21 protein-coding genes and 1 tRNA gene are annotated in these 20211 nt (G+C 48.4%); 18 read left to right on the forward strand and 4 right to left on the reverse strand.

Annotated elements, in window-relative coordinates:
- The 3 genes from IPL32_17880 to IPL32_17890 form a co-directional block, all read right to left on the reverse strand.
- The coding region (locus IPL32_17880) for a hypothetical protein (GenBank protein ID MBK8467688.1) at window positions 1-340 on the reverse strand (340 nt) is incomplete at its 3' end.
- Window positions 279-632, reverse strand: coding sequence for a hypothetical protein (locus tag IPL32_17885; GenBank protein ID MBK8467689.1), 354 nt, complete (start codon window positions 630-632; stop codon window positions 279-281). The genes IPL32_17885 and IPL32_17880, both read right to left, overlap by 62 nt.
- A complete protein-coding gene (locus tag IPL32_17890) occupies window positions 607-1989 on the reverse strand; it encodes a hypothetical protein (protein ID MBK8467690.1) in 1383 nt (460 codons plus the stop codon). The genes IPL32_17885 and IPL32_17890 overlap by 26 nt, the downstream gene beginning before the upstream one ends.
- Window positions 1990-2039: 50 nt before the next feature.
- On the opposite strand from IPL32_17890, the gene IPL32_17895 reads away from it, so the two are divergent.
- The 14 genes from IPL32_17895 to IPL32_17960 all read left to right on the forward strand — a co-directional run bounded on the left by IPL32_17895 (window position 2040) and on the right by IPL32_17960 (window position 16541).
- Window positions 2040-2113, forward strand: a tRNA-Gly gene (locus tag IPL32_17895).
- Between the two features lie 279 nt (window positions 2114-2392).
- Window positions 2393-7273, forward strand: a complete 4881-nt coding sequence (locus IPL32_17900) for a DEAD/DEAH box helicase (protein ID MBK8467691.1) — start codon at window positions 2393-2395, stop codon at window positions 7271-7273.
- Window positions 7274-7296: 23 nt separating this feature from the next.
- Window positions 7297-8133, forward strand: coding sequence for a hypothetical protein (locus tag IPL32_17905; protein MBK8467692.1), 837 nt, complete (start codon window positions 7297-7299; stop codon window positions 8131-8133).
- A gap of 437 nt (window positions 8134-8570) precedes the next feature.
- Window positions 8571-8783, forward strand: coding sequence for a hypothetical protein (locus IPL32_17910; GenBank protein ID MBK8467693.1), 213 nt, complete (start codon window positions 8571-8573; stop codon window positions 8781-8783).
- Between the two features lie 13 nt (window positions 8784-8796).
- Entirely contained in the window at window positions 8797-9465 is a 669-nt protein-coding gene (gene radC / locus IPL32_17915) for a DNA repair protein RadC (GenBank protein MBK8467694.1), read from the forward strand.
- Between the two features lie 87 nt (window positions 9466-9552).
- Window positions 9553-9957: a DUF1738 domain-containing protein gene (locus tag IPL32_17920; protein ID MBK8467695.1), complete on the forward strand. Its 405-nt coding sequence runs from the start codon at window positions 9553-9555 to the stop codon at window positions 9955-9957.
- Window positions 9957-10883 carry a ParB/RepB/Spo0J family partition protein gene (locus IPL32_17925; GenBank protein ID MBK8467696.1) on the forward strand — a complete coding sequence of 309 codons (927 nt, stop codon included), beginning with the start codon at window positions 9957-9959 and terminating at the stop codon, window positions 10881-10883. Before IPL32_17920 ends, IPL32_17925 begins: the two co-directional genes overlap by 1 nt.
- Window positions 10884-11081: 198 nt before the next feature.
- On the forward strand, window positions 11082-11414 hold the full coding sequence (locus IPL32_17930; protein MBK8467697.1) for a hypothetical protein: 333 nt from the start codon (window positions 11082-11084) through the stop codon (window positions 11412-11414).
- Complete coding sequence (locus tag IPL32_17935) at window positions 11411-11977, forward strand: hypothetical protein (protein MBK8467698.1); 567 nt, start codon at window positions 11411-11413, stop codon at window positions 11975-11977. The genes IPL32_17930 and IPL32_17935 overlap by 4 nt, the downstream gene beginning before the upstream one ends.
- On the forward strand, window positions 11970-13499 hold the full coding sequence (locus tag IPL32_17940; GenBank protein MBK8467699.1) for a DNA cytosine methyltransferase: 1530 nt from the start codon (window positions 11970-11972) through the stop codon (window positions 13497-13499). Before IPL32_17935 ends, IPL32_17940 begins: the two co-directional genes overlap by 8 nt.
- 20 nt (window positions 13500-13519) lie before the next feature.
- Window positions 13520-13969 (forward strand): DUF488 domain-containing protein, encoded by a 450-nt coding sequence (locus IPL32_17945; GenBank protein MBK8467700.1) that lies wholly within the window; start codon window positions 13520-13522, stop codon window positions 13967-13969.
- A 301-nt stretch (window positions 13970-14270) separates the two neighbouring features.
- Window positions 14271-15083, forward strand: a complete 813-nt coding sequence (locus IPL32_17950) for a hypothetical protein (protein ID MBK8467701.1) — start codon at window positions 14271-14273, stop codon at window positions 15081-15083.
- 13 nt (window positions 15084-15096) lie between these two features.
- Window positions 15097-15954 carry a site-specific integrase gene (locus tag IPL32_17955; GenBank protein ID MBK8467702.1) on the forward strand — a complete coding sequence of 286 codons (858 nt, stop codon included), beginning with the start codon at window positions 15097-15099 and terminating at the stop codon, window positions 15952-15954.
- A gap of 98 nt (window positions 15955-16052) precedes the next feature.
- Window positions 16053-16541 carry a hypothetical protein gene (locus IPL32_17960; GenBank protein ID MBK8467703.1) on the forward strand — a complete coding sequence of 163 codons (489 nt, stop codon included), beginning with the start codon at window positions 16053-16055 and terminating at the stop codon, window positions 16539-16541.
- Between the two features lie 175 nt (window positions 16542-16716).
- Here IPL32_17960 and IPL32_17965 read toward each other — a convergent pair whose 3' ends face one another.
- A complete protein-coding gene (locus IPL32_17965; protein ID MBK8467704.1) occupies window positions 16717-16941 on the reverse strand; it encodes a helix-turn-helix transcriptional regulator in 225 nt (74 codons plus the stop codon).
- A 112-nt stretch (window positions 16942-17053) separates the two neighbouring features.
- Between IPL32_17965 and IPL32_17970 the strand changes: the two genes are divergently transcribed.
- From IPL32_17970 to IPL32_17985, 4 genes are all read left to right on the forward strand, one after another.
- Window positions 17054-17740, forward strand: a complete 687-nt coding sequence (locus IPL32_17970; GenBank protein ID MBK8467705.1) for a sigma-70 family RNA polymerase sigma factor — start codon at window positions 17054-17056, stop codon at window positions 17738-17740.
- Between the two features lie 89 nt (window positions 17741-17829).
- A complete protein-coding gene (locus IPL32_17975; protein ID MBK8467706.1) occupies window positions 17830-18405 on the forward strand; it encodes a PH domain-containing protein in 576 nt (191 codons plus the stop codon).
- A 228-nt stretch (window positions 18406-18633) separates the two neighbouring features.
- Window positions 18634-19170, forward strand: a complete 537-nt coding sequence (locus IPL32_17980) for a hypothetical protein (protein ID MBK8467707.1) — start codon at window positions 18634-18636, stop codon at window positions 19168-19170.
- 81 nt (window positions 19171-19251) lie between these two features.
- Window positions 19252-20136: a hypothetical protein gene (locus IPL32_17985; GenBank protein ID MBK8467708.1), complete on the forward strand. Its 885-nt coding sequence runs from the start codon at window positions 19252-19254 to the stop codon at window positions 20134-20136.
- Window positions 20137-20211 lie beyond the last annotated feature (75 nt).

The raw sequence follows: 20211 nt of genomic DNA on the forward strand, positions 1-20211 counted from the left end.
CATCCATGACTGCGTCGTATTCATTCATCCGAGCAAGCCAAAGCAGCTTCGCTGTGCGAGATTCTTTTGAGGCAATATCCCAAACCAGTTTGACTTGTTCAAGTTCGTCAGGCAGGAACATGAAAGACACAGGCTGAAATTGCAAGTTCGCCTCTCCGAGCGCCCCCGGCGAGACTTTCTCCAACATATCCAGCCGCTTATCATCGAGCCCAGAGTACAGGCGCATGGTCAGGTCTTGAATACCCCCGTAGATCATTTTCAAAGTTGCTGGATCATCCTCACCAACCAGCGCATTGTGCGAGTTGGATCGCCTTGCGCCTGTCAGGGGATAACGGTTCATCCGTCACCATCACATCTATTTCAGCAAGGTCGGCGGCAATCGCCGACTTCACGCGATGGTTGCCTGAAAGAACTTCGTATTGCGGAATAGGGTCAACTTCTCCCGGCAAATACGGGATTGGATCATCCGCCGTGTAATACCCATAAATCGCGCAGAACGGCACGGAAGTCAACGTTCCGTCATCCTTCACGTTATCGGTAAGGCGCATAAAGACCTCATGCCTCATGAAATGGGCATTTACTTCGAGCAGCTTCAGTTTTCTTGGGTCAATCTTGATAACTCTGGTTTGCATCGTGGCTGTATTCTCCGTGTTTTTGTTTCCACAGTTTCAGCCCGTCTGCGAGCGTCCATTTTCCCGCTTCGGCTTCGTAATTGATTTTGAATTTCTTTTGGTAAGGGTCTGTTGCGCTTGGTCCCGCCTCGGTACGGTTATGCAGCTTGAACAACCCGCGGTATTTCATGCTTTCATAGTTGTCTGTGAAAGCTGTGGTGTAGAGATACCGTATTCGTTTCCGCGCCACGCGCTCATAGAGCTTCACAGCTTCTTTGCTCAACGCAGCGTAAAGAACTAGTTTACTCAGCTTTGGATAACTGGTCGGCGCGACAGGAAAATCCGAAAGCAGGTAGATGTGATCGGGGAAATATGCTTGGGCAGGGTTTGGCGAAGCTGAGATCGCAAACACGCCGATCATATATCCATCCACCAGCGCGGCGTAAGCCTCGGATGCCTGACCCGGTCGGATAAAGGCGTTCATGTACTGCGAGCGTAGCGCCTGGAACTGAGAATAGGTCAACTTTGCAATGGTGAGTTTCTCGCCAATCTGCATTCCCTCACCGAGCCGCGCATTGTTCACAGTTTCGATCTTCTGTGCGGGTTGCACGATCTTCTTTTCGCCTGAGTTGGAGTACAGGTACATCGGCACGCCTCGATTTGTCGTGCGAGCCAGTCCGATCAGGAAGTCGGCGTATTTCTCCTGTGGCGTGTCGGTCCCGAAAAGCCAGCGACTCTTCGATGTGACCTTCTCGTACAGCGTCTCAAGCGCAGCGTCATTCAGTTCACCAAAAGCCGGCGCGTCCCAATCGAAGATCAGGTTGAGCTTCTTGAACATATTGGTGTAGTCGCCAGCATAGAACGGCGGATACACCACAAAAGCCGCATCCTGCGGAACCATGTCCACGAACTCCATCACGTCGCCGTTGAAATATGACTTCAACCGCATTTTGAGCGCGAGGATTTTTTGGCAGGTCTTTTCGTGCAGAGTGGGGAATTGTGCTTGGTAGGCTTTGGTCACACGCTCATAATAGGCGTTTTTCTTAATTTCGCCGTTCGCGTTTATCCCTTCAACCAAGCGCGAAGCGAGAAAGATGGTCGCTGCTTTCCCCTCTCCAGATTGTATATATGGTGCGAGCCAATCAAATCGCGGATCTTTGATCTCAAGGCGGAAGTCTTCACCTGCGAGAAATGCCCCTGCTACAGATGAATAGATCGTTACATCGCACCCATGCAAATCATAATCTCCGCGTGAAGCCAGGGCACGTTCAACAGTAAAGTTACCCGAACAGCCGACGTAAATATCCCGTCCACCCCACGTGGATGCCGCCGAACAAAGGATCGCCTGAACATCTGACGGTAAAGAACCTCTAAACATGAGTGAGATTATAATCCTAAAACAGAACGGCTGTGCTATAATTGATTTATGCGGATGTAGTCCAGTGGTAGGACGACTCGTTTCCAACGAGTAGACGCGGGTTCGATCCCTGCTTTCCGCTCCATGCTAATATTTGTTCGCCGAAGGATGCGCGGACGCCAGCGTAAGGGTGTCTTACGCAACTGAGATAAGAAGCCTTGCGGACACGCGAGGCTTCTTGATTTATTGATTATTCGCTTATAATTAAAAAATAGCCCCGCAGGACTGGCATCCTGCAAGGCTGAAAATGTACTACGCGATGGACCCGCGCAGTCGTTAGGGTGATATTAACATATTCCTACCGCCTACGCAACTTCGCGCAGGCGGTTTTTGTTTGACACCACACGAACAACCGAGGAACACCATGAGTTTTCAGGCGCTACTGGACAAGTACCGAAAGTTCTCATTCTCCGAACGCGATAAAGGCGAACGCTTTGAGCGGCTTATGCAGGCGTATTTACAGACAGACCCCAAATACGCCTATCGCTTCAAACACGTTTGGCTGTGGAGCGAATTCCCCTATCGAAAAGATTTTGGCGGGAATGACACAGGCATTGACTTGGTTTCCCAAACCCACGAAGGCGACTTCTGGGCGATTCAATGCAAGTTCTATCAGGAAGGCGCAATCATAGATAAGCCCGCTGTGGATAGTTTCCTCTCCACTTCTGGCAGGATGTTCAGGAATGAGCAAATGCAGACAGTCGGCTTTGCTTATCGTTTATGGATCGACACCACAGGGCATAAATTCGGGGCAAATGCAGAAGAAGCCATTCATAACCAAGTCCCGCAAGTCACCCGGCTGAATCTCTACGAACTGCGCGAAGCCCCCGTAGATTGGGACAAGTTGGAGCAGGGCATTCATGGCGAATTGGCACGGACTGCGAAGAAGTCGCTTTTCCATCATCAGCAAGACGCGCTGGAAAAAGCGCATGAGCATTACAAGAAATCCGAGCGCGGTAAACTCATCATGGCGTGCGGAACAGGCAAGACCTTTACCTCCCTGCGGATTGCTGAGCATGAAACCAAAGGCACGGGGACGATCCTCTTTTTAGTGCCAAGTATTGCCCTGCTCGGTCAAGCCTTGCGCGAATGGAGCGCGGACGCCGCCGAACCGATTCACCCCATTTGTATCTGTTCCGACCCCGATGTTTCCAAGCAGAAGAAAAAGCAGGAAGATATAGACGCTTTTAGCGTTGTAGATTTGGCTTTGCCAGCCTCGACCGACCCAAAGGTTATCCTCGCCCAATTTGAAATAGCGAAGCGCAATAAGACGGGCATGACAGTGGTTTTCTCAACCTATCAATCCATTGAAGTGATTGCCGCAGCGCAGAAGGTTCTACTCAAAAACGGCTTTCCCGAATTTGACATGATTATCTGCGATGAAGCGCACCGCACCACTGGTGTGACCTTATCTGGCGAAGACGAAAAGCATTTCGTCAAAGTTCACAATGAAAACTTTATCAGAGCAAAAAAGCGGATGTATATGACCGCCACACCGCGCCTGTATAGCGAAGACTCCAAAAGCAAGGCAAAGGACAAGGATGCAGTTCTTGCCTCAATGGACGATCCGAAACTATACGGCGAAGAAATCTACCGCATTGGATTTGGCGAAGCGGTGGAAAAAGGTCTTCTGACTGATTACAAGGTCTTGATTCTGACGTTGAGCGATAAAGACCTGCCGACTGCAGTGCAAAATGCGCTCAGTCAGGAATCAGAAATCAAAATGAATAACGATATTTCCCTACTGGTCGGCTGTGTCAATGCGCTTTCCAAGCAATTCATTGGCGACGATGGCGAAACTAAAAAAGTTGATCCCGAACCCATGCGCCGCGCTGTGGCATTTACTTCTAGCATTAAGGCGTCTAATAAGATAGCTAGCATGTTCAATAAGGCGAACGAGTCTTATCTGACCTCCCTGCCCCAAGAGAAAAAAGAGCAGATGGTTACAGTGGAAGCGCGTCACATGGACGGAACCATGAGCGCCCCCACGCGCGATGAAATGCTCAGTTGGGTAAAATCCCCCACTGATGGGAACGAATGTCGCGTCCTGACCAATGTGCGCGTGTTGAGTGAAGGCGTGGACGTTCCTTCCCTCGATGCAGTCATGTTTCTTTCGGCAAAAAACTCACAGGTAGACGTGGTTCAGTCGGTTGGACGCGTGATGCGAAAAGCCCCTGGCAAGAATTACGGCTATATTATCATTCCTGTTGTTGTCCCTGCCGACATCGAACCAAATAAAGCCCTCGATGACAACAAGCGATTCAGCGTAGTGTGGACTGTACTAAATGCCCTCCGCGCTCATGATGATCGATTCAATGCTACTGTCAATAAAATAGACATCAATAAAATGCGTCCTGATAATATCAGCGTTGTCGGCATTAGCGATGGTGACAGAAATCACGGCTCAGACGATATTGGCATGAAGGAAGCAGATTACCAAGCCGCCAGTGATTCGCTTTACAAACAAATGGCAATGCAATTCGAGCAGTTACAGTCATTTATCTTTGCCCGCATGGTACAAAAAGTCGGGGATCGCCGTTATTGGGAACAATGGGCAAAGGATGTGGCGCAAATCGCCGAGCGGCAGACCAAGCGGATTCAAGATCTGATCTCCTCGCACGAAGAACAAAAAGACGCTTTTGCCCGCTTTGTGGATGGGCTTCGGAAGAACATCAACCCAAGCATTACCGAATCTCAGGCGGTGGATATGCTGGCACAGCACATCATCACCAAACCTGTCTTTGAAGCCCTCTTTGAAGGCTATTCCTTCGTCAAGCACAATGCGGTATCCCAAGCCATGCAAAGTATGCTGGATGCGCTTCAGGAAGAAACCCTGCCCGAAGATTCCGAGAAGTTGCAGCGCTTCTATGAGTCGGTCAAGAGCCGCGCCGCTGGAATTGATAACGCGGACGGTAAACAGCGCATCATCATCGAACTGTACGATAAGTTTTTCAAGACCGCTTTCCCCAAGATGGTGGAACAGTTGGGTATTGTGTACACGCCGATCGAACCTGTGGACTTTATCATCCATTCCATCGAGCACATCCTGCAAACGGAATTCGGGCGCAGACTCTCCGATGAGAATGTCCACATTCTGGACCCGTTTACAGGCACAGGGACTTTTGTAACCCGCCTGATCCAAAGCGGACTAATCAAGCCGCAGGACTTGGAACGCAAGTACAAGCACGAACTCCACGCCAACGAGATTGTCCTGCTAGCGTATTACATCGCCGCGGTGAACATCGAAAACGCCTACCATGACCAGACCGCCACCCCCGATGATGGCATTGGCAAAGCCGAATATCATTCCTTCGATGGCATTGTGCTGACAGATACCTTCCAATTGGGCGAGACGGGCGCAGTCGGCGCGTTTGATTCGGTGATGTTTACAAGAAACTCTGAGCGCGTGGTGAGGCAGAAGAAAGCCCCCTTGCGCGTCATCATGGGCAACCCGCCTTACTCGGTGGGGCAACGCTCTGCGAATGATAACGCCCAAAACCAGAAGTACGAGTTTCTGGATTCGCGCATTGCGAACACATACGCCAAAGCGACAGACGCGACCAATAAGAACTCCCTTTATGATTCCTACATCAAAGCCTTTCGCTGGAGTACCGACCGTCTTGACCCAGAACATGGCGGCGTGATTGCCTTTATTTCAAACGGCGGCTGGTTGGATGGCAACAGTGGAGATGGCTTCCGCAAAACACTCGAAAAGGAATTTACGGGCATTTGGATTTTCAACTTGCGCGGAAATGCCCGCACCAGCGGAGAATTGCGTCAAAAAGAAGCGGGTAATGTCTTTGGCGGTGGCACGCGTACACCTGTTACCATCACGCTCTTGGTCAAGAATCCCGCTGTAAAAACTGGTAAAGCCATCATCCATTATCACGACATCGGCGATTATCTCGACCATGACCAAAAACTTGCTCTGATAAAACAATACGCATCCATCGCCAGCCCCGAAATGCAGTGGACAGTTTTGCAACCCGACGAACACGGAGATTGGCTTAGTCTGCGGAATGACGTGTTTGATACGTTTATTGCATTAGGAGATAAAGACAACAAACAAAACAAAGTCACTTACTTTGTGCCGTTTTATAGCAATGGAGTAAAGACCCAAAGAGACGCATGGTGCTATAACAGTTCAAAGAAAAAGTTAAAGCGTAATGTTCAGATTCACCTTGACTTCTACAACGATCAACGCCTAGCTTATATAAAGGCTTCAAAAAGTAAAACGGTTGATGTGAAATCTTTCCTAAACCGCGATCCTAAAAGCATCAGTTGGACAAGAGCACTTGAATGGGATATTGAGAAAAATACAGAACACAAACTCGGTGATGGAGATTTTGTCGTTGCCTATTACAGACCATTTTTCAAGCAAAATCTTTACTTCTCCCGAGCATTGAATGAAATGGTTTATCTGACTCCAAAAATCTTTCCAAATACTTCAGTAAAGAACATGGTAATTTGCGTATCTGGTGTTGGTGCAAGCAAAGATTTTTCTGCGCTGATGACTGATTGCGTTCCAGACCTGCAAGTTCAATTCAACGGGCAAGCCTTCCCCCTCTACTATTACGAGGAACAAGACAAGCAAGCCCCAACTCTGTGGGACGCAGTCGGTGACAGCGACTATATCCGCAGGGATGGCGTTTCTGACTTCATCCTCGACAGCGCCAAAAAGCGATATTGGAAAAGCGTCACCAAAGAGGACATTTTCTACTATGTCTATGGCATCCTTCACAGCCTCGAATACCGGGCCACATTTGCCAACGACCTAAAGAAAACCCTCCCGCGCCTGCCGCTTGTTGAAGACCCTAAAGACTTCAAAGCATTCAGCAAAGCAGGTCGGCAGTTGGCAGAATTGCATGTCGGCTATGAAGAAGTCCCGCCCTATAAAGGCGTCAAAGTCACAGGCGATGATGGTAAGTCCTACAAGGTGGAGAAGATGCGCTTCCCGTCCAAAAACGAGAAGGACAGCATTTTATACAACAGCAAGATCACTGTATCGAACATCCCTGCCCAGGCTTATGAGTACGTCGTCAATGGCAAATCCGCCATTGAATGGGTCATGGAGCGTTACCAGGTCACAACCCACCCCGAAAGCGGCATCACCAACGACCCCAACGATTGGGCGGCTGAGGTCGGCAATCCGCGCTACATTTTGGATCTGCTGCTGAGCGTGATCAATGTCTCCGTGCAGACGGTCGAGATCGTAAATCAACTACCAAAATTGAAGTTTGAATAAATCAGGTTATAGGGAGGTAGTAAATGAAATGGTATGCCGATAATTCTGAATTAAATGGAGTAAGAGGTTCAGAAATTCCAGATATGCTTTTCTTTGGTGGATACTCAATTTCACAAGAAATGGAATCTAAATTAATAAACATAATCAATACTGCCAAGTCGCGATACATGCCAATTCACGAACCAATAAAGTGGAATTTCAAAGACCTAAAATCATATTACGAGAAGAAAGACGAGAAAGTAATTTTTGAAAACGCACTTGCCGCGTCGAAAAAATGGAAACTTGAGATTTTCGAAAAGGCAAAAGAAGTTGACTTTACTATAATTATTGCATTAATTCAAAGTCACTCTGCAAAAAAAGATTCCATAACAAGCGTCAAACCTGATATCGCAAGGTATGTATTTTCAAACGCCCTCATGCGTGTTGCACTCCATGCAAAAGAAACAGAACATGATAAATATGAAGTCGTGTTGGATTGGCCGGATAGTGGAAATTCAACAATTTTTGATACAGAGTACGCCTCTGCTTATCTTCTTGGAAAAACTAGTGAAGGAAACGAATCTTATCTCTCTGGCGCATTGAAGGAACTCAATTTTGCCGACTCGCCTTTTTATGCGAGAATGGCGCAAAACACCATGCTTCAATTTGCTGATTTAGTATTGGGTGCATGTAGAGAATTTACTGAATGTGCTATTGGAAAAAAAGAAACTGGTTTCGGATTTGACTTGACAAAATGTATAGCCTCTCATTATCGAAGACGTAATGGAAGAATACCCCAATACGGAATTAGTATTGCCTCCGCTGATAGCGAGTTCAAAGGAAAAATAACAAAATTTATTAACGAGAACTTGACTTATTGATCCTCCCTGCTATAATCTCGCTTGCCTGAACTGGGTGCCCCCCTCACCCTGTTCGGGCATTTTTATTGTCCGTTCTCAATTTCACGAAGCGCGTCCAAAGCGTTTCTAAGACCTCGTTCTGAGTCTCTGCATACCGTTACCCAGATTTCATCACCACGGCGCTCCCAAGAAGCACGATTCCAAAATCGCGTCACAAGCCCCGATAAGCCCGAAACTAGAACATGCAGCATACTGTATCAAGTTGCTGCATGTTTTTTTTCGTCCAAGGAAGTCTCAAGCGGAAAAATATTTTTTCACAATGCGCCTTGCAAACGCCTTGCAAAAAAGTTTTCAAAAGTTTTTCATTGGAGTTTTGACTTGACGGTCAAAAGTTCAGACTGTAGGATTTGTCTTGTGTAACCTACATTACACAAAATCGAAAAAACAGGAGAACACCAATGACCACCGAAGTAATGAACCCGCAAGATGTCCGTGACCTTCAAGTAATTGTGCCAGAATGGATGGAAAAGATTTTGAAGGAAGCCGAGTTTCAAGAAAAAAGAGTGCTGGTCACAAGACAGCACACCCCATTCGGAACATACACGATTGATATCGTGATCGTGGAAGAAGAAACCAAAGGCAGAGGCGAAACCTCTGCCTTTGACATTTAATAAGGGGAACATCATGAAATACAACGACCTCCCCCAATCCGAACAACCCGCGCACAGACTCCGCGAACTTGGAGCCACCGCGCTCAACACCACCGAACTGCTGAGCGTCGCGCTGATGCTCCCCGATACTGACACCGCCAGCCAGTTAAGCCAGTTGGTCAGCGAATACGATAACCTGCTGGTCAAAATCCCGCGTGACCGTGTGAAGGAAATCAACCGTGTCGGCGACAAAACAGCCGACATGATCTTGGCAATCGCAGAGCTCGCCCGCCGACAGACGTTCGCACTCCCCCGCGAAAAAGCCCGCATCAACTCCCCTGCTGACGCCGCAGCGCTGGTGCAATATGACATGCAGGCGCTGGACCATGAGCAACTGCGCGTCATCTTACTCAATCGCCGTAACGAGGTTATGAAAATCATCATGGTTTACAAAGGCTCTGTTTGCTCATCCCAAGTCCGTGTCGGCGAGTTATTCAAAGATGCGTTGCGTGAACAAGCCTCAGCAATGATTATTTGCCACAATCATCCGTCGGGTGACCCGACGCCATCACCTGATGATGTGGCAGTCACTCGCGCCATTGTTCAGGCTGGCAAACTGATGGATGTGGACATCCTTGACCATATTGTGATCGGTCAAAGCAAGTGGGCATCACTCAAAGAAAAAGGGCTCGGCTTTTCATAGACAGCACAAAATCCCATCGGAGAAAAACCGATGGGATTTTTATTCGAGTAAACACTTAACAGGATAAGAAAATAGCAGGAGCAAACCATGAAACAAAAAATGACACCACAGCAAGCCACTCAGTTCGAGCAGACATCCGAAACCTCTGCAAGCATCCTTCAAGCCGCAGCGCGTGAACGCGGATGCAGTTGCCAGCCTTATCAAGACTGGTTCACCTTTGATCGCTGGATCGCTCAAGGCAAATGCGTGAAGAAAGGCGAGCACGGAATCCGCCTGATCTCATTCCAAAAGCGCACGGTCGAGGATAAGCAAAAGGGCGACGGCACAAAAAAGGAAATCACGGCTCCGACCCGTGTGTACGTTTTCTGCAGATGCCAGATCAAAGACCTGAATACGCCGAAAGAAGGTCCAGAGTTGATCCCCGCCGAAGCCCCGTTCGTTACAGAAATTGAAGTGCCAGTCTCGAAGAAATTCGCGCTGGTTGAAATCTAATGACAGCCACAATTCAGAAAATACCATGTCGGCAAATATTTGCTGGCGACAATGACCGCACAGTTTTTGATGAAGATGGTTTATCAGAGCTCGCGGCATCTATCAAGGAACATGGGCTCGCGCAACCAATTACTGTCAGGCTTTTTGCTCCAGACCCTATGTGTGTATTCGGCGGAGATAGATTTGGTGAAAGAGCGCAGTATCAGATCGTTGCTGGTGAGCGCCGCTTCCGCGCCGTGTCCCAAGTGCTCAAGTTGGAAGCCATAGATTGCATCGTGCGCGAATTGAACGACGAGGAAGCCAGCGCCATCATGCTTGCTGAAAATGTGGGTCGGCGCGACCTTGATCCAGTGGATGAAATGCTTGCTTACCGCAAGCGCATCGAAAGCCAGGGATGGAGCATTGAGAAAATCTCCGAAAAGTGCGGGGTTTCGAAAAAGCGTGTGGAAAAGCGACTCCTGCTCGGAAGCGTGCGCGAGGATATCCTTCACCACGTCCGCCGCGGCACATTCCCAATCGGGCATGCCGAAATGATGTCGGTGCTGGACCATAACCGCCAGATGATCGCAGCCCGTCCAATCATCGAGGGCAAGGCTGTCAACTTTCGTCAGTTCCGCGAGATTGTAGATGCGCTCTTTGCCCAGCAATCGCAGGAGAGTCTTTTTGACCTTGCTCTGTTTGGCGGAGCATTGGAAACCCCACAGGTCAGCATAGTAACCGCCAAGGATAACTACCCTATTGCCGCCGACTTGCCAGATCCGTTTATTACGCCAGAGCACCATACCGGCGCGATTACTCTGGCGTATGTGCTGGAGCTACAAGCGCAGGGGCACCACCGAGAAGCCGCCGCGATAGGTCGGCTTCTCGCTTTTCTGTGCAAGCATCGCTATACCTACCTGCCAACAAAGGCAGTGATCAAAACATAGAGAAAAACGTTGAAATTGCGAACAAAATTCCCCATGCGATTACGCCAAGCAATATCCATCCGATCACCCATAAGAAAATAGTGATTAAAAGGGCGAAGAACTCTCGCGCGGCCTTTTCCATTTGCAAATTGTATCAGAATAAAAACTTAACTTGATAAAAAATCACTTATGAACACTTAAAAGAGTAGGAGAAAAATCATGCCCGAACCTAAAATCTCAAAATCCCTGCGCAAAAAGATCGCTGACGCATTTGATAACACTGGTGTTGTGTACTGGAATCCCGCGCATTACGGCAGTGTGTTCGATCTCCGAACCGTCACCAATGTTTACGAGAACGGAAAAGAGAGGTCAAAGAGTCTCGTCAAATTGCAATTGAAAGACCAGTTGGAGTTGATCGCCGCCATTCAAAAAGCATACCCGAAGATTATTGGCTTTGAAGAGTGCCTGCAATCAGCCTGGTATGGTGGAAACCTGCCTCCAAGTGGTATCACCCTCGGAGAGATAAGGGAAATGGCAGGTACAACAAAATGACCCAATCTCCCTATGTCAAAAGCAATTACCCAAGAGTTCCCGGTGAATACTATCCCACTATTGACCCGCGCTGTGTGAATGCGCTTCTGGAATGCGTCTCGATCAGGAAGGATTTGGTTATCTTCGATGTGTGCGCTCCGCAAGGCAGCGGAATCATTGACGCGCTTCAAGCGTGTGGTCGGCAAAATGCCTTCTGCAAGCCGGACGCTTTCGAGAAGTTTATAGCGGCGGATTGGGTTGTTACAAATCCACCCTTTACTCGTCCGCTGGTAGATCAGATCATCGAGCGGCAGATCGAGCGGCAGATCGAGCGTATGAGGCATAACGAAATAGGTGGTTTCGCCTGTCTCTTGAGAAGCAACTTCGATCACGCCAAATCCCGCCAGCACATCTTCAAAAACGAGCCGCTGTACAGCGGACAGATCAAGATGTTGTTTCGTCCACTGTGGTTCAAGATCAAGAAAAAGGGACCAATCCACAATTACGTTTGGCACATTTGGAAATATTCGGAAGAACCTCTCTACAAGACTGTTAATTACGCCGATGGAGATTTACATGAGTAAAAAGACTCAAGACCTCGCCGATTTATTCTGTGGTGCCGGCGGCACAAGCACAGGCGTACTTCAAGCCGCCAAAGAACTTGGACTCGATGTCCGCTTGGTGGCAGTCAATCATTGGGAAGTTGCCATTGCCACCCACAGCAAGAATCACCCGAAGGTCGCGCACTACAATTCTGATCTCAAGGATATTGACCCACGCCAGGTCGTGCCGTCCGGCAAACTCCGACTCCTTCTTGCATCGCCAGAGTGTACCCATTTCAGCAACGCACGCGGAGGCGCTCCGATGTCCAAGCAGTCCCGCGCCAGCGTCAAATATGTTTTGCGGTGGGTGTCGGCTCTCGAAGTGCAGGATGTGCTAATCGAGAACGTCCCTGAGTTTGAAGATTGGGGACCACTTCACAGAAAATGCACATGCGGCGCGGGAGAAAGCATCAAGGTCAAACACTCAAAGCCGTGTCAGTATGGACTCCCGATCCAAAACCGCAAGGGCGAATACTTCCATCGTTTCGTGAAGGCGATGGAAAGCAGGGGCTACAACGTCAAGTGGCGTCGGCTCGTCGCCGCGGACTATGGCGATCCGACCACGCGCAAACGGCTTTTCATCATCTGCCGCAAAGGGAAACCTGTCACATTCCCAGAACCGTCACACCATCAGAATGGCGGTGATATGTTTGGCAGATCCTTGCGCTGGAAACCAGCCCGAGAGATTATTGACTGGAAGATCAAAGGCGAGTCCATCTTCAACCGCAAGAAGCCACTGGCTGAAAACACCATGCGCCGCATCTTTGCAGGTCTGGAGAAATACGGTGGAAAATCATTCATGCTGTCTCAGCAGTCTGGTGGAGCGCCCCGCGATCTCGATCAACCAGTTTCGACCATCACCGGCGCGGGCAAGATTCAATTCATCGAACCGTACATTGTCGAATATCACAACGGCAAAGGGTCTGAAAACCGCACCCGATCAGTCGACTCCCCACTTCCGACACTGGACACGTCCAACCGGTTCGGCTTGGCTCAGCCATTTATCATCCAAATGGATCAAGGCGGATCGCTCCACAGTCTGGATAAGCCTATGCCGACAGTCACCAGTGCGGACTCCTTCGCGCTTGCTCAGCCTTTCCTACTCACAACCAACTGGACAGCCACAAACCGCAGTCAGCCGCGCTCGATAGATGATCCCATGCCAACGATCATCGGTCAGGATACTATCGGACTTGTCGAGCCTTATCTGATCGAATATTATGGCAATGGCGGCGCTTATTCGGTAGATGAGCCATTGAAGACTCAAACTGGCAGAGATCGCTTCGGTCTGGTTTCTCCAATCCTTCTTCGTGACCAAGACGGAAAAGTGTACTCGTTGGACATTCGTTTCAGGATGTTGCAGCCGCACGAACTCGCCCGCGCCATGTCATTTCCGAAGTCCTACAAGTTTCAAGGCACGCGGGAGCAGATTGTCAAGCAAATCGGAAATGCCGTTCCGGTCCAGTTATCATATTCCTTGTGTAAGCACCTTTTGAACACTTAACAATTTGGAGAATATCAAAAATGGAAAATGTACTTTACGACCTCGGCTACAACGACTTCAAAAAAGCAGAAGAGCTCCTGCAGGTTACGAAAGCGCTCAATGCGGTAATTGCCGACATACGTTTCATGCCTCACACCCGCAACCCCGAATTTTCACAGAAGCACCTGCAGGAAGTCCTGGGCGCGAGATACGCCCACATCCAAGCGCTCGGAAACAAAAACTACAGAGGCGAAGGTGCGACCGAGTTTGCCGACGTTGAAAAAGGCGTCGCGGAACTTCATGGACTTATGGAAAAGGGGAACGTGATTGTCATGTGCGCATGCTGGAAGCGTTCTGACTGCCACCGCCTGGATGCCGCTGAGGAATATCAAAAGCGGTTTGGCATTACAGTCACACCCATTACAAAGGCAGGCGCACGCAAACTGATTGAAAAATCAAATCCACAAATGACCCTGTTCAGTGGCGAGTGATAAAATGGGAGGATGTTACACATTCTCCCTCGCCCGATCCGCGTTCTCTACTGGTGGTGTCATTTCCACTTTGGTGTATGCCCAGACTGCGGCAAACGATTCTTTATAGGCAAGCATAATAACTGCATCCCATTCTAACTAAACCCGCCCGATCAAGGCGGGTCTTTTATTTCAAATAGCGTCACAAGCCACGTCAAGGGATTAAAAATCGGACAGACACATAACATACAGACTCTTGGGGAAAGACACCTCTCAGCGCGTCCCAAGTGTGAAAAGTTTATCTGTGAACACTTAACGGTTTATGGATAAAATTATTCAACTCAATCCCGATGGTATTTCGATCAAGGGTTGTAAATACATTTACGCCCCCAAAGGACAAGCCGGCGAATATGCGCCACTTGCCGCGAACCCGTACAGAGGCTGTGGTCACAAATGTGCCTACTGCTATGTTCCGCTGGTGACAAGAACATCACGATGGAAATTTGATGAGGGCGCAATCGAACGACCTGGCTTTATGAAAGGTCTTGCAATGGATGCGCTCAAATATGAACAGAAGGGTATTACCGAACAGGTAATGTTATCGTTTACGACCGATCCTTACCATCCGGGGAACACAGAACTCACGCGCTGGACGATCAAAACTTTACAAAAGTGCGGGATGGCTGTTTGCACCCTCACCAAAGGCGGAACCCGCGCCCTGCGCGATATTGATCTATTTCGCCCGCAGCGCGATGCTTTTGCCTCTACGCTGACCAGCCTTGATGACGCATTCACCCAAAAGTGGGAGCGCGGAGCCGCCCTGCCTTCTGATAGAATCGCTGCCCTAAAAGGGTTTCACGAGCGCGGGATTTTCACATGGGTATCCCTCGAGCCGACGATTGATGTACAAGCCAGTTTGGATATCGTCAAAGAAACGCACCGGTTTGTAGACCTCTACAAAGTTGGTCGCGTGAACTATCTCGACATTACCAAAACCACCGACTGGCGCGATTACACCCTGAGGATGATTGACTTGTGCCAATCGTTAGGAGTCAGGCACTACATCAAAAAAGACTTGCAAACGTATCTCCCGGTCGGCTACGAAAATCCATTGCGCACCCCACAACACCACTAACATCGAGGAAAAAATGGGAACACTTGTAGAAGACTTTCTAGCATCTGATGAGTATAGCGAATCCACAAAGGCTTCGTACCGTCGAATATTGGATCAACTGGTGCAGGTTGAAGATCTGGACTCCTGGACAGCATCCGATTTATTATCATTTGTGAAAGACAGAGTCAAAGGGACACCTCAGCAGAATACCCAACAATATGTTGCCCTTTGCGCATGCAGATCATATCTCACTTGGAGATATGGTCAGATTCATCCAGCACGGTCGGCTCGGATCAAGCGCGTTAATCCCAAAAAACAACGGTCGCTAACCATGGATCAGCTTGTGGAATTGTTGGCATCGTTTGACCCTTCGACCGCCATAGGTACGCGGGATCTCGCCATTCTATCTGTTGCCATTGACACGGGACTCCGCCGCGCAGAGCTCGCCAGGCTACAACTGCAGGATGTCAATCTGGATAAGCTAAATTTGCAAGTGATTGTGAAGGGCGGGCAGTGGGGGACGGGAGCATTTTCCCAACAGACTGCCTTTTATATTGCGTCTTGGCTCGAATTTCGCAAACCCGCAAAAGGCGTGGGGACGTTGTTTATAAACCTGCTGAACAACAAAAATAATGGTCAACCACTCACCGGGCATGGAATAAAGATGATATTCCGCAAGTGGAGCAGACGGGTGGGCTTTGAATTTTCTCCGCATGACGCCCGCCGAACCTTCGCCACAATTTCGACTTTGCTCGGTGCGCCATCGAAGACCTTAATGGTGGCTGGACGCTGGTCAAATCTTGAAATGGTTGACCGCTATACCCGAAACATTACCGAAGATGCAATCCGCCAGTACCTACCGATTGCAAATCTGCCAAAGCAGAACCCATAACCCCCGAAAATAGCCTTCCAAAACAAGAAAAATCACGGAGCTGAACCCATAACAGTAGGTTGTGGGTTCGACTCCTGCCTGGGGCGCCAGAGGTTTCTATGGCGCTTGAATCATTTAACGTATTTGGTCAGATTGTTTTCACAAAAGAGGATTTTGTAATTACTGCAATTGCTTACAAAGGCAATCAGTCTATTGAGCGCACATTCAAGTTTCACAACAGATTTGCTAAAGACAATGCAGGAACTACATTGCTGTTTACTGCCCAAATTAAAAAGAGAAAGCCTTACTTTTATCTGACCCGCCGAAGAGCAATAGACTATCACGGAAAAGATGCTGACAGTCTTTTTGTAAACACCTCTGACGTTGAAGATGCGATAGGAAAAACGCTTGAATTTATTCATAAGGCTGATATGAGCGCCATGAATGATCCAGAGCCATTGCGCCCCCCGTCTGCTAAAGGCTCCATTGATGCGTATAAAAACGCAGTGAAAGTCAGTACCGATGAAGGCGAAATTATTGTGGATCTGGATTTGGCAAAGGAGATACTAAAGAAATTACCTGAGGCGATTAAGAAGGCCTCTAATTAAGAAACTTCCGTCCGCAAGTCCTCCGGTTCTCCGTGGGCGTGCGGACGATAAAGTTAGGTTGCGTGAGGTTGTAGGACCAGCGTAGCCGCCGACAGCCTGCTGCGCCTTGTCTCGGACTGATCTCCACAAGTCACAGCGTATGTCGTAAAGACGGCGAGTGTTGCTGCACTCGCCGTCATTTTTTATTTTTATGGCTTTCGACCTTGAATAGTTCACCAGGCGAGATATTCAGCGCCGATGTGATTCGAGAAATAATATCCAGAGTAATGCCTGCATTCTGATTGTGGCAGATACGGATGACAGTAACATAGTTTAACTGCGCATCGCGAGCGAAGCCTTTAATAGTCAATCCCCGTTCCTTCAATATTTCATCAAGCCGAAATTGCACTTTTTTATTCATACTCTGATTATAGCACGCTATACACTAAATTTAACCCTTGACACCAAAAAGCATATACAGTAGACTATACACACGGTACAGCAATACCGAAAACAAATCAAAGGAGATCAGTATGAGCACCGAATACACCACGCAACCCTGCAATAAATGCAAGGCCGAGAAACCGCTCACAGAATACCACCGTCGCGGAACCAGTTATCAACGAATTTGCAAATCCTGCCGCAAGGCACACATAGCAAGCGGGGCAAAAAAGATCATCCGGCTTAATCCCCCCTCACTTTATCCCGAACTTGAAAAACGAATTTGCAGCTTGGAACGCAGGCTGAGAAATAAAGCCGCATCCTATAGCAGAAACCAGATGGAAGCGGACGACATCTACAGTGCAATGATCGAGGAAATTTTGTTCAAATCATCGCCGGAAGACTCTGATGCAAAAATCCTGACCCGTGCCGGCTGGGTCGCAAAGCGATGTCTGCGCCAGTATGCCACATATGCAATGCTGGTTGAAGATGAGTCAAGCATTTCTAACGACGACGGCGACGGTGACACTGAAATCATTGCCTCCCCAACATTCTCGGCCGAAGACGAATTGATTGACCGCGAGAAAAAATACGAACTTGCAAAGCTGGTATCCACATTATCAGAAGAGCACCAGGTTATCGTAAGGAAACTGATGATCGGATACAACCAACATGAAATTGCGATTGAGTTAGGCAAGGCCGACCAGACTATCTCCTACGCGATCAGGGTTATCGCAAACCAACTCGGGTTCAACAATTTCGCAGCCGTGTTGTCCTGAAAATTCATTACAACAAAACCCCGCAAAGTGACTGCGGGGTTTTGTCTTATAATCGCTCAAAGTTAAGGCAGTGCAGTTAGGAGAGATACATGCGCGAGGATCTACACAACGCTCTTGAAAGTGCAATCAAACGAGGTACATTAAATCCTTTAATCGGAAAAGGAATGTTTGAATTTGCAGAAAAGCAGCTATCGGATGCTGAGCGCGTTTTGATCTTGGGAACCTACAACGTAGGTATCATTGGCGGCGGGGAAACTATGAAGATCAAGCCGTTTGACATCAAGAATAAAACTGCCGGCGTTTTGCTTGTCACCACAATGCGAGTAATTCACTGCCAGAAGATATTATTCAGCACAAAAGTAGAGCAAATTCAAATTGAGAAAATAGACAACATGGAGTCAAAAGGCAGTCTGATATTTTCGGTTCTGCGCCTCCAGTCCATGACAAACATCATGGAAATTGACATTCCGAAAAAAGAGTTGGATATTGTGACAAAGGCTATCTCGGAAGCGATCGAGGATAGAAAAAAGCCAGCTTCCCAACCTGCAGGAAAAGACGATGACGCTATTGAGAAAATAAAAGAGCTTGGCAAATTACGAGAAATCGGATTAATTACGGAAGAAGAATTCTCGAAGAAAAAAGAAGAGTTGCTCAATAGGATTTGAGAATACCCGCCCTAACAGGCGGGTATTTTTTTATCTGAATAAGAAAATATTTACACGGGGCTACAAGCCCGTTTTGCAAAAAATCCAATCCAAACCACAGAGCCGCGCTACAGCGCGGCTTTACGCTTACCCACGTAACGCCTAGCAAGGTTTTTAGCGCTCTCCGACTAAATAGTTATGGGTTTGGAAAATACGTTCTATGAACACTTATCAGGATAGGAAACAACCATGATTAACCTGAAAGATATTCAGCCAGATATTGCACGAATTGATATCGAACGAGTCGGCGAAACAACAATCTTCGTTCGCGTCTGGAAGGTTGGATTCAATCCGTCCGATGCCGGGTCACCCGCATTCGAAGACATGCTGGATGGTCAAGCAGAGTCAATGTCTGGACTGTGCTCGATCGTGGAAGCACAAGGTTTTTCGATCACCATGAACGGGTCAAAAAAGGCTCGCGCATTGCGTGGACCTGTTACGCGGATTGATTTTGTCAAACAGGTAGATGGCTGGCATATCAAAAAGTACCCACGTGGATGGCGAGCATCTACCAAGCCAATGTCTGATGTTATCAAGTCAGACGAAGAAATAAATGCCGCAATCGCATGGTGTAGGACAAACGGTTGGTCCATACGTGATTTTCGAGGGGAGATCATACGCGCATGGAAAGGCAATCCCGTTCCGGTTCATACAGCCGAAACGACCAGACGGTTGCGCGAGAAATATCCCAATGACCGCCTTCATAATTTTCTGTTCGATGGATAGGAGGACACGGACAAGATAATTCCCTTCACCCATTTTTTTAACCATTAAATCAACCATTTGAATCAACCATAAGGAAAAAATATGCCAATCTCAATACCATCCTCAGCACAAACAGCCTTTCAGGGCAATATGAACGAAAGCGGAAAGATCGAGCTCCCCTTCCATGCCCCGGCGTTTTACATCATCAACGGCGACGCGAAGCTCGCAGCGCTCAAGAACTTTCAGTATTACGGCGGTTGGGCATGCGGAACCGATAAGGTCAAGGCCGCAGCCGAAAGTTGGGAAAATTGCCCGTTTCCCATTCCGGGTTACGGAACTGACAATTTGCCGCAGACAAACGGTTCCGAAATGGAAGTTGTATCGTCTCGCAAATTGATCATTGCGCCAATCGGGATGCGCGAATATTCATCCCTCTTTGATCAGTCAACTGGAAACACCCGCCGAGTCCCGCCATTCACCAAGGGAGCAAGACCTGGTATTCAGGTCTTGAGCGTTCTGGCTTACAAGAACGAAAACGCGATCCATCCGTGGGCTCCGGTCCTGCTCACAGCTAAGGGATACCAGACCAATCATGTGAAGAACGCCATTATGAACTGGCGCAAGGCGATCAAGCCGCATGTGCAAAAATTGGTGCCTGGCGCGAATGACTCCATCCTAAATTTGTTTTGGATGCACATTGGCACATTTGGCGATGTGAGGAAGCAGGAAATCGTTGGAGCCGGCGCCAACCAGAAAACCATAACGCCCATCACTGCATTTATTCCCGATGACATCACCGAACAGCAGGTCGAGAAGCAATACGTCGGCGAACCGATGGCTGAATTCATGGCCGATTTGTCGGCTCAGGCCCAGGAATGGCTCAACGTATTCAAGCAACCGCAATCCGCTACGCCTGTAGCCGGTCACATTGAACTGGAGGATGATTACTCCGCGCCGCCTCCGCCCGAAGATGACATCCCGTTTTAATCATGTTCACATATCACAAGTTAATTCCTGAAAATATGTGGGGTGTGTTTGACAAAGATGGACTCTGTGTTGCCA

It is taken from the genome of Chloracidobacterium sp. (genome assembly GCA_016711345.1).
GTDB lineage: Bacteria > Acidobacteriota > Blastocatellia > Pyrinomonadales > Pyrinomonadaceae > OLB17.

What these genes read in the sequence shown, in the direction of transcription:
- IPL32_17930 (MBK8467697.1), top strand. Translation starts at nt 11,082, where the DNA reads ATGCCCGAACCTAAAATCTCAAAATCCCTGCGCAAAAAGATCGCTGAC.
- IPL32_17955 (MBK8467702.1), top strand. Translation starts at nt 15,097, where the DNA reads ATGGGAACACTTGTAGAAGACTTTCTAGCATCTGATGAGTATAGCGAA.
- IPL32_17950 (MBK8467701.1), top strand. Translation starts at nt 14,271, where the DNA reads ATGGATAAAATTATTCAACTCAATCCCGATGGTATTTCGATCAAGGGT.
- IPL32_17925 (MBK8467696.1), top strand. Translation starts at nt 9,957, where the DNA reads ATGACAGCCACAATTCAGAAAATACCATGTCGGCAAATATTTGCTGGC.
- IPL32_17885 (MBK8467689.1), bottom strand. Translation starts at nt 632, where the DNA reads ATGCAAACCAGAGTTATCAAGATTGACCCAAGAAAACTGAAGCTGCTC.
- IPL32_17985 (MBK8467708.1), top strand. Translation starts at nt 19,252, where the DNA reads ATGCCAATCTCAATACCATCCTCAGCACAAACAGCCTTTCAGGGCAAT.
- IPL32_17980 (MBK8467707.1), top strand. Translation starts at nt 18,634, where the DNA reads ATGATTAACCTGAAAGATATTCAGCCAGATATTGCACGAATTGATATC.
- IPL32_17920 (MBK8467695.1), top strand. Translation starts at nt 9,553, where the DNA reads ATGAAACAAAAAATGACACCACAGCAAGCCACTCAGTTCGAGCAGACA.
- IPL32_17970 (MBK8467705.1), top strand. Translation starts at nt 17,054, where the DNA reads ATGAGCACCGAATACACCACGCAACCCTGCAATAAATGCAAGGCCGAG.
- IPL32_17910 (MBK8467693.1), top strand. Translation starts at nt 8,571, where the DNA reads ATGACCACCGAAGTAATGAACCCGCAAGATGTCCGTGACCTTCAAGTA.
- IPL32_17975 (MBK8467706.1), top strand. Translation starts at nt 17,830, where the DNA reads ATGCGCGAGGATCTACACAACGCTCTTGAAAGTGCAATCAAACGAGGT.
- IPL32_17940 (MBK8467699.1), top strand. Translation starts at nt 11,970, where the DNA reads ATGAGTAAAAAGACTCAAGACCTCGCCGATTTATTCTGTGGTGCCGGC.
- IPL32_17890 (MBK8467690.1), bottom strand. Translation starts at nt 1,989, where the DNA reads ATGTTTAGAGGTTCTTTACCGTCAGATGTTCAGGCGATCCTTTGTTCG.
- IPL32_17935 (MBK8467698.1), top strand. Translation starts at nt 11,411, where the DNA reads ATGACCCAATCTCCCTATGTCAAAAGCAATTACCCAAGAGTTCCCGGT.
- IPL32_17965 (MBK8467704.1), bottom strand. Translation starts at nt 16,941, where the DNA reads ATGAATAAAAAAGTGCAATTTCGGCTTGATGAAATATTGAAGGAACGG.
- IPL32_17960 (MBK8467703.1), top strand. Translation starts at nt 16,053, where the DNA reads ATGGCGCTTGAATCATTTAACGTATTTGGTCAGATTGTTTTCACAAAA.
- radC (MBK8467694.1), top strand. Translation starts at nt 8,797, where the DNA reads ATGAAATACAACGACCTCCCCCAATCCGAACAACCCGCGCACAGACTC.
- IPL32_17905 (MBK8467692.1), top strand. Translation starts at nt 7,297, where the DNA reads ATGAAATGGTATGCCGATAATTCTGAATTAAATGGAGTAAGAGGTTCA.
- IPL32_17900 (MBK8467691.1), top strand. Translation starts at nt 2,393, where the DNA reads ATGAGTTTTCAGGCGCTACTGGACAAGTACCGAAAGTTCTCATTCTCC.
- IPL32_17945 (MBK8467700.1), top strand. Translation starts at nt 13,520, where the DNA reads ATGGAAAATGTACTTTACGACCTCGGCTACAACGACTTCAAAAAAGCA.